A 13,887-nucleotide genomic window follows, 5' to 3' on the forward strand; every position below is an offset into this window, starting at 1 on the left:
TGATCAGCGATACGCACACAGCAGGCACATCACCGGACCGAACGGATCACTCCTCCAGCTCGGCCCAGCGCTCGATCAGTTGGTCCAGTTCCCCTTGCAGCGCCCCCAGGCGATCCAGCACCGCCTGCGCCTCGTTCGGCGGACGCTGGTAGAAAGTCGGCGCCGCGGTTTCTGCCTGCAACGCGGCCATTTCCGTCTCCAGGGCCTCGATCTGCCCCGGAATGGCTTCCAGCTCGCGTTGCAGCTTGTAGCTCAGCTTCTTCTTCGGTGCCGCCGCTTCCACCGCGGCCGCCGGAGCGGCTACCGGTGCTTCGGCGACAGGTGCGGCGGCCGGCTTGTCGCCCTTCTCCTCACCCACCCCCAGCAGCTTCGGCGAGCCGCCCTGGCGCAGCCAGTCCTGGTAGCCGCCGACGAATTCGCGCACGCGCCCTTCGCCTTCGAACACCAGGGTGCTGGTGACCACGTTGTCGAGGAAGGCCCGGTCGTGGCTGACCATCAGCACGGTGCCATCGAAGGTCAGCAGCACCTCTTCCAGCAATTCAAGGGTTTCCACGTCCAGGTCGTTGGTCGGTTCGTCCAGTACCAGCAGGTTGGCCGGCTTGCTGAACAGTTTCGCCAGCAACAGGCGTGCCCGTTCGCCACCGGAGAGCGCTTTCACCGGGGTGCGGGCGCGCTGCGGGGAGAACAGGAAGTCGCCCAGGTAGCTGAGGACGTGGCGATTCTGCCCGTTGATGGTGATGAATTCGCGACCTTCGGAAATGTTGTCGATAACGGTTTTTTCCGGCTCCAGCTGGTGACGCAGCTGGTCAAAATAGGCCACTTCCAGGCGGGTGCCTTCCTTGACGCTGCCAGAAGTCGGCTGCAGGTCGCCCAGCAGCAGCTTGAGCAGGGTGGTCTTGCCGGTGCCGTTGGCACCCAGCAGGCCGATGCGGTCGCCGCGCTGCAGCACCAGGGAGAAGTCGCGGATCAGCGCCGGGCCGCCCGGATGGGCGAAGCCGGCTTTCTCGACAACGATCACCTGCTTGCCGGATTTCTCGGCCGTCTCCATCTGGAAGCTGGCTTTGCCCTGACGCTCGCGGCGCTCGGCGCGCTCGTTGCGCATGGCCTTGAGCGCCCGCACGCGGCCTTCGTTACGGGTGCGGCGGGCCTTGATGCCCTGGCGAATCCAGACTTCTTCCTGGGCCAGGCGCTTGTCGAACAGCGCGTTGGCCGCTTCTTCCGCCGCCAGTTCCTGCTCTTTATGGGCGAGGAAGCTGGCGTAGTCGCCGTTCCAGTCGATCAGGTGGCCGCGGTCCAGTTCGAGGATGCGGGTCGCCACGGCCTGCAGGAAGGAGCGGTCGTGGGTGATGAACAGCACGGCGCCGGGGAAGTCCGCCAGGGCGTTTTCCAGCCAGGCGATGGCGCCGATATCCAGGTGGTTGGTCGGTTCGTCCAGCAGCAGCAGGTCCGGCTCGGCGACCAGCGCCTGGGCCAGCAGCACGCGACGACGCCAGCCGCCGGAGAGCTCGGCGAGGGTCTTGTCGGCCGGCAGCTGCAGGCGGCTCAGGGTGGTGTCCACCAGTTGCCCCAGGCGCCAGCCGTCGCGGGCTTCGAGGTCCTGCTGGACGTGCGCCAGCTTGTTCAGGTCCTCTTCGCTCTCGATGTGCATGCTCAGGTGGTGGTAGCGCGCCAGCAGCTCGCCGACTTCGGCCAGGCCTTCGGCGACCACGTCGTAGACAGTGCGGTCGTCGGCGCGCGGCAGTTCCTGCGGCAGCTCGCCGATCTTCAGCGACGGGGCGCGCCAGATATCGCCGTCATCGGGCTTCTGCTCGCCCTTGACCAGCTTGAGCATGCTCGACTTGCCGGTGCCGTTGCGGCCGATGATGCAGACCCGCTCACCGCGAGCGATCTGCCAGGACACCTTATCCAGCAGCGGAGTGGTGCCAAAGGCGAGGGACACGTCGGTTAACTTGAGCAGGGTCATGAGGGCATCTTCCGTAAAACAGGGCGCGCAGTTTAAGGGAAAGCGCGCAAAAGTCAGAGGGTCGCACACAATCTCGCGCGGCGAGACATGCGTCCGCCTTTGCGCCATGCATTCCGGACGGCGCTTTCGCCGCCCGCGCGCAACAGGCTAAGCTAGGTGGCAGCGGGCGCGCGCCATTCCTGCGCCCACCGATCATCTTCCCGGAAGAGCCATGCGCGGTCGTCTTTTCTCACTGTTCTCCTGCCTGATCCTCAGCCTGTCCGCCTCGACAGCCAACGCAGCGTCCCTGCCCCAGCAGCGCCAGATGTACGACGAGGCGCAGAAAGCGCTGGCGCGCGGCGACAGCGGTCCGTACTTCGCCTATCAATCGGCACTGGCTGATTATCCGCTGCAGCCGTACCTGGCCTACGACGAACTGACCAGCCGCCTGAAAAGCGCCAGCAACCCCGAGATCGAGCGCTTCATCGAACAGCACGGCGACCTGCCGCAGATCAACTGGCTGAAACTGCGCTGGATGCGCCAGCTGGCCGATCGCGGCGACTGGAGCACCTTCGTCCGCTATTACGACCCGAAGATGAACTTCACCGAGCTGGACTGCCTCTACGGCCAGTACCAGCTGGGCCACGGCAAGAAGGCCGAGGGCTACGAGACCGCCGAGAAGCTCTGGCTGGTCGGCAAGCCGCAGCCGGACGCCTGCGACACCACCTTCGCCATGTGGCAGGCCGACGGCCAGCTCACCGAGGAGAAGGTCTGGAAGCGCCTGAAGCTGGCCGCCGAGAAAGGCAACTACAGCCTCGCCACAGTGCTCTCCAAGCGCCTGCCGACCCTCGGCAGCCAGGGCGCGCTGATGGTCAACGTCGCGCAGAACCCCGCGCAACTGAGCCAGACCACCCGCTTCAGCGCCCGCGACCATGCCACCGCCGACGTCGTCGGCCTGGGCCTGCGCCGCCTGGCCAAGCAGGACCCGGAAAAGGCCATCAACCTGCTGGACTACTACAGTTCGGTGCTGCCCTTCTCCAGTGACGAGCAAGTCTCCATCGCCCGCGAGATCGGCCTGAGCCTGGCGCGCCGCTACGACCCGCGCGCCCTGCCGATGATGGTCAAGTACGACCCGCAGCTGCGCGACGATACCGTCACCGAATGGCGCCTGCGCCTGCTGCTGCGCCTGGGCCGCTGGCAGGAAGCCTACGACCTGACCCGCGCGCTGCCGCAGTCGCTGGCGGAAACCAATCGCTGGAAGTACTGGCAGGCGCGCTCGCTGCAACTGGCGCAGCCGCAGAACAAGCAGGCTGTCAGCCTGTACAAGCCGGTGGCCGACGAGCGTGACTTCTACGGTTTCCTCGCTGCCGACCGGATCAACGCGCCCTATCAGCTGAACAATCGACCCGTTTCGCTCGATGCAGGCACCCTGCAACGCGTGCGCAATGCGCCGAGCACCCGCCGCGCCCTGGAGTTCTATGCTCGCGGCGAGATCATCAACGCCCGCCGCGAGTGGTACAACGCCGCCCGCCACCTCAGCCACGACGAGCTGCTGGCCCAGGCGAAGATCGCCTACGACATGCAGTGGTACTTCCCGGCGATCCGCGCGATCAGCCAGGCCAAGTACTGGGACGACCTGGATATCCGCTTCCCCATGGCCTACCGCAACACCCTGGTGCGCGAGGCGCGCAACCGCGGCCTGCACTCCAGCTGGGTGTTCGCCATCACCCGCCAGGAAAGCGCCTTCATGTCCGATGCGCGCTCCGGCGTCGGCGCCACCGGTCTGATGCAGCTGATGCCGGCCACCGCCAAGGAAACCTCGAAGAAGTTCGGCATCCCGCTGGCCTCACCGCAGCAGCTCATCGTGCCGGACGTGAACATCCAGCTCGGCGCCGCCTACCTGAGCCAGGTGCACGGCCAGTTCAACGGCAACCGCGTGCTCGCCACTGCCGCCTACAACGCCGGCCCCGGCCGCGTGCGCCAGTGGCTGAAGGATGCGCGCCACCTGGCCTTCGACGTCTGGGTGGAGACCATTCCGTTCGACGAGACCCGTTCCTACGTGCAGAACGTGCTCTCCTACGCAGTGATCTACGGGCAGAAGCTCAACGCGCCGCAGCCCATCGTCGACTGGCACGAACGCTTCTTCGACGAACTCTGACCCATCCCCCGCCCGGCACTCGCCGGGCGGTCTTCATCCCCTCAAGGAAAAGGAAGTTCCCATGCGCAAGACCCTGCTCTCCCTCACCGCCCTGGCCGCCGGCCTGCTCAGCGCAGGCAATGCCCTGGCCGCCTGCGAGAAGCCGCGCAACGCCTTCGACAGCGTGTACTGCCTGAGCACCGAGTACGCCCAGGTGGACCGCGAGCTGAACAATGAATTCGGCACCCTGCGCAAGATGCTCAACGACGGCCAGAAGGCGGCGCTGAAGAAGAGCCAGATCGCCTGGATCAAGGACCGCGACGCCCAGTGCAGCTATGAGCGCGACGGCGGCTACTTCGTCAACCTGCAGTGCGCGGTGGACAAGACCAACGAGCGCCTGACCGTGCTGCGCGAACGTGAGCGCGAGTGCCAGAGCACCGGTTGCGTCGACAGCAAGCTGTAAAGCGCTGACGGCTGCGGCTAACTGTAGGAGCGAGCTTGCTCGCGAACAGATTTTCCGGCGGCGCAGGCGTCAGGCGGGTTCGCGAGCAAGCTCGCTCCTACAAGGTGGGGCCAGGCGCACGAGGCGATGCGCCCTACTCCAGCACTTCCACCGGCATGCCCAGCTTCAGCTCGCCGCGGTTCTCCGCCACCAGGTTCTGGCCGAACAGGGCTTCGCCATTGACGTTGCGGTAGCCCATCAGGGTCGCCAGCGGTTCACGGGCGGCGTCGCGCTCGCCGGTGTGCGGGTCGATGGTGGTGAGGATGCAGCGCGAGCAGGGCTTGGCCACCTTGAAGGTGACGTCGCCGATGCGGATACGCTTCCAGCTGTCCTCGGCGAAGGGCTCGGCGCCCGCGACCACCAGGTTCGGGCGGAAGCGCAGCATCTCCAGCGGGCGGCCGACCTTTGCCGACAGATCGTCCAGCGAGCCCTGGCCGATCAGCAGCAGCGGGAAGCCGTCGGCGAAGTGCACGTGCTCGCCGGGCTCGGCGTAGGCGGTGTCGACCTGCCGCGCGCGCTCTTCGGGAATCTGCACCAGGCGCACTTCGCGACCGAGGAACGTGCTCAGCCACTGGGCTGCCGCATCGCCGGCATCCGGCACTTGCAGCATGTCGCGCCAGATCATCACGCCACGCAGATTCTCATCGCTGCCCGGCACCTCGACCAGCAGATCATCCATGCCCGGACCACGCAGGCGCAGCGTGCTGAAGTCTTCCTTCCAGCGCGCCTCAATGCGGCCCATCTGCGGCAGCAGGCGCTGGGTCAGGAAACGGCCGTTGGCAGCCTCTACCACCATCCAGCGTCGATCCCCTTCCAGACCCAGGGCGTCGAGATGGACCGACTCCAGGGATTCATAGGCGGTGGATTTGACCGGGTAGCGGTAAAGCTCGCTCAGGCTGTACATCGAAGGGCTCCAATCGGGCAGGCGAAAGGGACCTTATACGGGGTGGGACGCTCGTCTAGCAATGGCGGGTGGTCGCCTGTAGGGGCGGGGTCGCGGGCATGGCCTGCCGCGGGAGGTTCGCCGGACGCTCATGGCGAGGGAAGAAGGATTTCGCGGAGAAGCTCCGCTCCTACAAGAGCGGGGCCGGGCGCTCTTGTAGGAGCGAGCTTGCTCGCGAACCGCAGGATGCCGATGTGCATGGCGAAAAGCATTCGCGAGCAAGCTCGCTCCTACGAAAAGCAGGGAATGGTCAGGCGGGGACTTTCTGCAGCCGCCGGCGCACCACTTCCACCAGTTGGTCCGGCTGGAACTTGGAGAGGAAGTCGTCGCAGCCGACCTTCTTCACCATGGCGTCGTTGAAGCTCCCCGACAGCGAGGTATGCAGCACCACGTAGAGGTCGCGCAGGCGCGGGTCGTTACGGATCTCGGTGGTCAGCCGATAGCCGTCCATCTCCGGCATCTCGGCGTCGGTGAAGACCATCAGCAGCTTCTCTTCCATGTCGAGGCCTTCGTCGGCCCAGCGCTTGAGCTGGTTGAGCGCGCGCAGGCCGTCGGTCGCCACGTTCAGGCGCAGGCCCAACTGGCCGAGGGTGTCGCGCAGCTGCGAGATGGCGACGCTGGAGTCGTCCACCACCAGCACTTCGCGGCCACGGGTCTGGCTGAGCAGGCGGTCGTCCAGGCGGTCGCTGGAAACGCGGGTGTTCATCGGTACGATCTMGGCCAGCACCTTTTCCACATCGATGATCTCCACCAGGCGCTCTTCCACCTTGGTGATCGCGGTCAGGTAGTGCTGGCGGCCGGCGCCACCGGGCGGCGGCTGGATCGACTCCCAGTTGAGGTTGAGGATGCGCTCCACCCCACCCACCAGGAAGGCCTGCACCGAGCGGTTGTACTCGGTGACGATGATGGTGCTGTTGGCATCCGGGGTCAGCGCGCGCATGCCGATGGCGCGCGACAGGTCGATCACCGGCAGGGTCTGGCCGCGCAGGTTGATCACTCCGCAGATCATCGGGTGGCGCTGCGGGATCAGGGTCAGGCGCGGCAGCTGCAGCACTTCCTGCACCTTGAACACGTTGATCGCGAACTGCTGCCGCCCGGCCAGGCGGAAGACCAGGATTTCCAGGCGGTTCTCGCCTACCAGTTGGGTGCGTTGATCGACAGTGTCGAGAATACCGGCCATGCCTGCTCCAGATTCGGAATGAGTCGTGCGGGAACGCTATCGGCCGTATCTGTCGGAACAAGATGCTGGCCGTGCGCCATCATGCACGACTCGTTTCGTTGGAGCCAGTGTGCTCAGCCCTTCGGCGTGTCCAGCCGCCCAGCGGACGAGAGCAACGGCGAATCCGCCGGCAGGTGCATCGACAGCGCCGCCGGGCGCACCTCGAAGCGCAACTTGCGGCCCTCCAGCGGTTCGCCGTCGAGGTTGACGTCCAGCCCCTCGCGGGCCTCCACCTCGACCCAGGGCAGGCGCGCGCGGACGAACACATCCTGGGTGCCGAAACCGCTGCCGAGCAAGGCGCCGAGGGTGCCGACCATGTCCTGTGGTGTCGGCAGGATGCTCACATCCAGCAACCCGTCGTCCGCCGTCGCCTGCGGGCACAGCAGGTGCCCGCCGCCAGCTTGCCGGCCATTGCCGATCCCCAGGGCGAGGAACTCGCCTTCCCAGCTGAAATCCGGCCCGGTGAAGCGACCCTGCGCCGCATGCACCTCGGAAAATCGCGTCAGGCCGGTGAGCAGATAGGCCGCGCCGCCGAGCAGTTTCTTCAGGTCTTCCGGGGTATTGGCCGTGACCTTCGAGCCGAAGCCGCCGGTGGCCATGTTGAGGAACATCTGTCCGTCCACCTCGCCCAGGTCGATGGGCCGCGCCGGCACGTCCAGCAGCGCCAGCGCCGCGGCCGGTTCCAGCGGCACGCCGGCGGCGCGGGCGAAATCATTGGCGGTGCCCAGCGGCAGAATCGCCAGGCTGGCCTTGCCAGCGTTTTGCGCAATAGCCTCGGCAACATCGCGCACGGTGCCATCGCCACCGCCGGCGATCAGCGTCGTGTAGCCCGCCGCCAGGCCCTCCTCCACCAGCCGCCGGGCGTCGCCGCCCTCCCAGGTCACCCTCACATCCAGCTCTCGACCCGCCTTGCGCGCGGCCAGAACGGCACTGCGCACCTCTTCGTTGGCGGCTTGCTTGCCGTGCAGGATCAGCAGGGCCTTGGATTGCGTCATGGCGGGTTTCCTCCCGGTGAGTCCATTGGATATGGACTCAGACTAGCCCGCGGCGATTTCCTCCCACTTGTTTTGCCACTCAGGCCGGGTAGCCGGTGATCTCGCGGATGCTCTGGTACAGCGGCTTGAGCTGCTTGTACATGCGCTGGTAGACCTCGCCGTAGAGCCGCTCGTAGGTGCGCTGCGCCTCCGGGTTCGGCTGGAACACGTCGCCGACGCGGGTCATGGCGGCGATGGCGCTGGAAAAGTCCGGGTACAGCCCCAGCCCCACCGCGCAATCGATGGCTGCACCCAGGCCGGACGCCTCGTAGACGTGCGGGCGCTCCGCCGGCAGGCCGAAGATGTCGGCGGTGAGCTGCATCGCCGCATCGCTCTGCGAGCCGCCACCGGCCACGCGCAGACGCTGGATGCGGGTGCCGGAGCGTTTCTCGATGCGCTCCTTGCCCTGGCGCAGTGCGTACGCCAGGCCTTCGAGGATGGCGCGGTAGATATGCGCGCGGGTGTGCACGTCGCCGAAGCCGATGATCGAGCCCTTGGCTTCCAGCCCCGGCTCGCGGATGCCCGGCGTCCAGTAGGGTTGCAGCATCAGGCCCATGGAGCCGGCGGGGACGCTGTTGACCAGCTCGTCGAACAGCTTCTCCGGCTCGATGCCCAGCTCCTGCGCGCGCTGCATCTCGCGCAGGCCGAACTCGCGCTTGAACCAGCTGACCATCCAGAAGCCGCGGTAGATCATCACCTCGGTGTTGAAGTGATCGGGAATCGCCGCCGGATACGGCGGGATCAGCGGGATGGTCTCCAGGTAGCGCGAGCGGGTGGTGTTGATGGTCGCAGTGGTGCCGTAGGACAGGCAGGCCACGCTCGGGTCGATGGCGCCCGCACCGAGCACTTCGCAGGCCTTGTCGGCGCCGGCGGCGATCAGCGGCAGGCCTTCGGGAATGCCCGTCAGGCGGCTGGCTTCGGCAGTGATCTCGCCGAGTTTCTCGCCGGGCTTGAACAGCTCCGGCAACTGCTCGCGGCGCACGTCCAGCACCTGCCACTTCCAGTCGCGCGGCGCGGCCCATTGCAGCTTCTTGTAGTCGAACGGCAGGTAGGCAACGCTGCAGGCCACCGAGTCCACGTAGCGCCCGCACAGGCGCTGGGTGAGGAAGCCGGAAAGCAGCAGCACCTTGTGCGTGCGCTGGTGGATATCGGGCTGCTGCTGGGCGACCCAGTTCACTTCGGCCTGGGTGCGGAAGTAGTCCACCGCGCCCTGCGCGCCCACCAGCTTGAACAGCCAGCCCCACGGCCCCTTGATCGAGCCTTCGAGCTCGGCGCGGCGCTGGTCCAGCCAGATGATCGCCGGGCGCAGCGCCTGGCCGGCTTCGTCAACGTGGATCACCGTGCCGCGCTGGGTCGTCAGCGAGACGCCACGGATGCGGCTGCGGTCGATGTCCACGCTGGCCCAGAGGCGCTTGCAGGCCTCACCCAGCTGCTCCCAGTAATACTCCGGGTGCTGCTCGGCCCAGCCGGGCTGCGAGGAGAAATACGCCTCCAGTTCGACCTTGCCCTTGCCCACCAGGTTGCCCTGGAGATCGAAGAGCAGCGCGCGCACGCTCTGGGTGCCGTTATCGATGGCCAGCAGGTAGTTCTTGTTATCCATGGGGCTCTCAGTACGGAAGGCTATAGCAGCGACGCCACAGCGCCAGATAGTCCTGTTCTTCGCGTTTCCAGCGCGTGTCGTCCCAGCCCAGGCGTGGCTGGCACAGCGCGCGAATCCTCGGCATCTCGTGGGCGCCGCCGTCGGCCAGCAGCAGGCCGATTCGGGTACGGCGCAGCAGCAGGTCGTCCAGGTGCAGCACCAGTTCGCCCTCCGCCGCCCAGGCCAGTTCGGCCCAGAGCGAATCGGTATGGCCGATGCACTCGCTGCCCACGGCCTTGAGCACCCGCGCCAGCTCCGGCAGCGCGCGGCCATGGCGGCCGCGCAGGCGGGTTTGCTGGGGCGGTGTCAGCCCGGGCAGGTCAATGCTTTGCACGGGCTCGAAGACCTGCTCGCCAGCCGCTTCCAGCGGCCGTTCCAGCATCGGCGCGCAGGCCGCGAGCACCTCCAGCGCCAGCAGGCGGAAGGTGGTGAGCTTGCCGCCGGCCAGGGTCACGCAGCCGGGCTCGACCCACAACGCATGCTCGCGCTTCTCATCCGAAGGCTTGAGCGACGGCGCACCATCGCTGACCACCGGGCGCACACCGGCCCAGGTGGAGCGCACATCCGCCGCGCTGATCTGGGCAGAGGGGAATTGCTGCGCGCAGGCCGCCAGCAGGTAATCCACTTCCTCGCGGCTGATGGCGGCGTCGTCATCCAGCGTGGCACGGTGATCGAGATCGGTGGTGCCGACCACGGTTGCGCCTTCCCAGGGGAAGACGAACACCGGGCGCTTGTCCTGTCCGTGCATGAAGCTGAAGGCGTGGGCGACCGGCAGGCGCCAGGCCGGCAGCAGCAGGTGGCTGCCACGCAGCGGGCGAATGTGCTCGCTGCCGTGCTTCTGCCGCAGGGCATCGGCCCAGGCGCCGGTGGCTAAAGCCACGGCACGGGCACGGAAGCTGAAGCGCTCGCCGCTTTCGCTGTCCTCGGCGACCAGCCCCTGGACACGGCCGTCGCGGCGATCCAGTTCGATCACCTTCAGACCGTTCAGCGCTTCCGCGCCTTCAGCACGCGCTTCGCCGAGTACGCGCATCACCAGGCGCGCGTCGTCGGTGACCGCATCCTGGAAGCGGGTGCCGCCCAGCAGGCGCTCTTCCTTCAGGCCCGGCGCCAGGTAACGCAGCTCTTCCAGGCGATGAAACAGGTGGTTGCGCCGCCCCGCCAGCGCGTCATACACCGACAGCAACGTGCCGAACACCCGCGGGCCGGGGAAGCCGCCCTGGTAGTGCGGCATGATGAAGCTCAGCGGATCGACCAGCCCTGGCGCCTCGCCGATCAGGCGCTGGCGCTCGCGCACCGAGTCGCGGGTCAGGCCGAACTGGCCCTTGGCGATGTAGCGCAGGCCGCCGTGGACCATCTTCGACGAGCGACTGGAGGTGCCCCAGGCGAAGTCACGCTGCTCGATCAGCAGGCAACACCAGCCGCGTCGCGCGGCTTCACGGAGGATGCCGGCGCCGGTAATGCCACCACCGACGACGATCAGGTCCCAGTCACGCGCAGCCAGCTCCGGCAGCGCCTCGGCGCGCCACGCCGCATTCCAGGCCATGGGTTCAGTCCTGCAGCAGGGTGCCGGGGTTCAGCCGGCCGGACGGGTCGAAATGCCCGGCCAGCGCCTTGATCGCGGCCATGCCCAGCGGGCCCTTTTCCACCGGCATATAGGGTGCGTGGTCCTTGCCGACGCCATGCTGGTGGCTGATGGTGCCGCGGTTGTTGGCGATGGTCTGGCTGGCAGCATGCTTGAGCTTGCCCCAGCGCTCATGGGTTTCCGCATAGCTGGCGGCCGGGCGGAACACGTAGGTGGTGTAGATGCTCGACCCTTCGCCATAGACGTGGGACAGGTGGGTGAACACGTGCACGCGCTCGCCCTCGGCGGCCAGTCCTTCACGCAGGCTGGCTTCGATGCGGTTGAGCAGGTTGTCGACGTTGGACCAGTCGGTGGCGGTTTCCAGGGTGTCGACCACGTAGCCGTTCTCCCACAGCGCCTCGCGCAGGTAGGGGAAGCGGAAGCGATTCTGCGCCCACTTCTTGCCCAGCAGGGTGCCGGTGAACACGCCGCCGAAGCCTTTAAGAATCCGCCGCGCGGCACGCAGCGAAGTCGCGTTCTGCGCGCGGTCGCCGGTGACGCCGAAGGTCAGCATGCACTTGCCCTCGGCTGCGCCGCGCAACTTCAGGTAGCGTTCCAGCCAGGCGATCTGCCCCGGATGGCCGGCCAGCGCCAGCTGGGTGGTGGTTTCCACAGCATTCGACAGGCGCAGCATGGACAGCGGGACGCGCGCCTGGGTCAGGGTGCGGATGCCTTCCAGCGCCTGCTCCCAGGACGGCAGGAATACCGCGTAGAAACGCTCGTCCTCGGCGATGCGCGTCACCCGCACCTTCACCGACGACAGAATGCCGAAGCGGCCTTCGGAACCCATCACCACTTCGCGCAGGTCGGGGCCGGCGGAGGATGCCGGGAAGGTCGGGATCTCCAGGCTGCCGGCGAAGGTTTCCAGGGTGCCACCGGCGAACAGCTGCTCGATGCGCCCGTAGCGCAGCGACTGCTGGCCGCTGGAGCGACTGGCGACCCAGCCACCGAGGGTGGAGAGTTCCCAGGACTGCGGGAAGTGGCCGAGCGTATAGCCACGGGCGCGCAGCTGGCTTTCCACCTGCGGGCCATTGGCGCCGGGGCCGAAGGTGGCGATCAGGCTCTGCTCGTCCAGCTCCAGCAGGCGGTTCATGTGCTCCAGGGACACGGTGAGCACCGCCTTGTCGGACACCGGCGGGTTGATGTGACCGGCCACCGAGGTGCCGCCGCCGTAGGGGATCACCAGGCAGTCCCAGAGCTCGGCGAATTTCAGCAGCTCGCGGATCTGCTCGGCGGTCTGCGGGTAGGCCACGCCATCGGGGAACACGCCGAAGTCGCCTTCGCGCATCGCCAGCCAGTCCGGCAGGCTCTGGCCACGGGCGTGCAGCAGGCGGTCGCGAGCTTCGCGCACCACCAGCGGGTGCTCGGGCAGGCGCGATGCCGGCACCTTGGCCAGCACCTGCTCCAGCGTCGCGTCCGGCAGCGTCAGGCCGGGGCCGACCAGTTCGGCGAGAAAATCACGCCCGTTATCGGGCAATTCCACCACCGTCGTTTCTTCACCCCAGCCGTTCCAGCGTCGCATGCCCGCTCCTTCCTGTTCAGGGTCTGAACCCGCTAATTCGATTGCTATTTCGGTGCCGCTTGATGGCTGCCTATACTAGCCAGCCGCCCTGCCCTGTCACTGTCGGATCAAGACAGGCGCAGTTGCCGATCGAGACACCCAGAACAAGAACTCACGCCATGCATTCCCTCGGCTACACATCCGTCCCCGCACTGCTGAAATACCTGCGCCACGCCGAGTCCCTCGGCATGGATCTGGACGTCGCCCTCCAGGCGGCGGGCCTTGAGCGTTCGCAGTTGAACGACAACAGCCAGCGCCTGCCCAGCGAAGCCCACGAGCGCTTGCTGCAGCACCTCTGTGCGCACTCGGGCGATCCGCTGTTCGGCCTGCACTCGGCGCGCTTCGTGCAGCCCGGTTCGTGGAGCGTGCTGGGCTACATCACCATGAACTGCGCCAACCTGGGCGAAGCCATGGGCCGCATCATTCCCTACGAAAAGCTGGTCGGCGACATGGGCGTCAGCCGCCTGGAGCCGGGCGAAGACCACATCAAGCTGATCTGGAACTGCCGCCACGAGGCCGCGCAGATCCGCCGGCACATGGTGGAGAACGTGCTGGCGTCGTGGCTGCTGTATGCGCGCTGGATCGCCGACACCAATGGCTCGCCGCAGGAGGTCTGGTTCGAGCACGCGCAGCCCGAGGGCACCGACGTGGCCGAGTACGAGCAACTGTTCGGCTGCCCGGTGCGCTTCGAGCAGCCCTTCAGCGCCCTGCTGGTACCCCTGCAGTTGCTGGCGTACCCGCTGCGCCAGGCCGACGCCAACCTGCTGCGTACCTTGGAAGAACACGCCCTGGCGCTGATGGCCGAACTGGACGACGACGAGCCGCTGCCGCTGCGGGTGAAGAACGCCCTGCGCCTGCTGCTGAAAGACGGTCTGCCGCGCAAGGAGCGCGTCGCCGAGCGCTTCGAGATGACCGTACGCACCCTGCAGCGCCACCTGCAACAGGCCGGCACCAGCTACCAGCAGATCCTCGACGAACTGCGCCAGGAACTGGCCGAGCACTACCTGGTGCACAGCGACCTGCCGATCCAGGACATTGCCCAGTACCTGGGCTTCACCGAGTCGCGCTCGTTCCACCGCAGCTTCAAGGGCTGGACCGACCAGACGCCGGGCGAGTATCGCCAGCAGCATAAAAAAACGCCGGTCTGAGACCGGCGTTTTTCATCGAGCGGCGAGCAGGTTCGGCCTTGCGTAGGAGCGGACTCCGTCCGCGATTGGCCGATCGCCGCGCCAGGCTCACCAAGGAGAGGCCAACAAGACATCGCGGACAGAGTCCGCTCCTACAAAAGC

General features: G+C 67.0%; 10 protein-coding genes. 3 read left to right on the forward strand and 7 right to left on the reverse strand.

What is annotated here, in order from left to right:
* Positions 1-46: 46 nt before the first annotated feature.
* On the reverse strand, positions 47-1,963 hold the full coding sequence (locus QO207_RS17180; protein WP_301533543.1) for an ATP-binding cassette domain-containing protein: 1,917 nt from the start codon (positions 1,961-1,963) through the stop codon (positions 47-49).
* 211 nt (positions 1,964-2,174) lie between these two features.
* Here QO207_RS17180 and QO207_RS17185 point away from each other — a divergent pair, with 211 nt between their 5' ends.
* Positions 2,175-4,100 carry a transglycosylase SLT domain-containing protein gene (locus QO207_RS17185; RefSeq protein WP_301533544.1) on the forward strand — a complete coding sequence of 642 codons (1,926 nt, stop codon included), beginning with the start codon at positions 2,175-2,177 and terminating at the stop codon, positions 4,098-4,100.
* 61 nt (positions 4,101-4,161) lie between these two features.
* Positions 4,162-4,542, forward strand: a complete 381-nt coding sequence (locus QO207_RS17190) for a lysozyme inhibitor LprI family protein (protein ID WP_301533545.1) — start codon at positions 4,162-4,164, stop codon at positions 4,540-4,542.
* Positions 4,543-4,675: 133 nt separating this feature from the next.
* On the opposite strand, the gene QO207_RS17195 is transcribed toward QO207_RS17190, so the two are convergent.
* The 6 genes from QO207_RS17195 to QO207_RS17220 all read right to left on the reverse strand — a co-directional run bounded on the left by QO207_RS17195 (position 4,676) and on the right by QO207_RS17220 (position 12,559).
* Positions 4,676-5,485: an MOSC domain-containing protein gene (locus tag QO207_RS17195; protein WP_301533546.1), complete on the reverse strand. Its 810-nt coding sequence runs from the start codon at positions 5,483-5,485 to the stop codon at positions 4,676-4,678.
* A 289-nt stretch (positions 5,486-5,774) separates the two neighbouring features.
* Entirely contained in the window at positions 5,775-6,704 is a 930-nt protein-coding gene (locus QO207_RS17200; RefSeq protein ID WP_301533547.1) for a chemotaxis protein CheV, read from the reverse strand.
* A gap of 113 nt (positions 6,705-6,817) precedes the next feature.
* A complete protein-coding gene (yegS, locus tag QO207_RS17205) occupies positions 6,818-7,738 on the reverse strand; it encodes a lipid kinase YegS (protein WP_301533548.1) in 921 nt (306 codons plus the stop codon).
* A 79-nt stretch (positions 7,739-7,817) separates the two neighbouring features.
* A complete protein-coding gene (locus tag QO207_RS17210; protein ID WP_301533549.1) occupies positions 7,818-9,377 on the reverse strand; it encodes an FGGY-family carbohydrate kinase in 1,560 nt (519 codons plus the stop codon).
* 7 nt (positions 9,378-9,384) lie between these two features.
* Positions 9,385-10,959, reverse strand: coding sequence for a glycerol-3-phosphate dehydrogenase/oxidase (locus QO207_RS17215; protein ID WP_301533550.1), 1,575 nt, complete (start codon positions 10,957-10,959; stop codon positions 9,385-9,387).
* 4 nt (positions 10,960-10,963) lie between these two features.
* Positions 10,964-12,559, reverse strand: coding sequence for an FAD-binding oxidoreductase (locus tag QO207_RS17220; protein WP_301533551.1), 1,596 nt, complete (start codon positions 12,557-12,559; stop codon positions 10,964-10,966).
* 158 nt (positions 12,560-12,717) lie between these two features.
* On the opposite strand from QO207_RS17220, the gene QO207_RS17225 reads away from it, so the two are divergent.
* Positions 12,718-13,746 carry an AraC family transcriptional regulator gene (locus QO207_RS17225; protein ID WP_301533552.1) on the forward strand — a complete coding sequence of 343 codons (1,029 nt, stop codon included), beginning with the start codon at positions 12,718-12,720 and terminating at the stop codon, positions 13,744-13,746.
* Positions 13,747-13,887 lie beyond the last annotated feature (141 nt).

It is taken from the genome of Pseudomonas sp. CAN1, from assembly GCF_030462585.1.
GTDB lineage: Bacteria > Pseudomonadota > Gammaproteobacteria > Pseudomonadales > Pseudomonadaceae > Pseudomonas.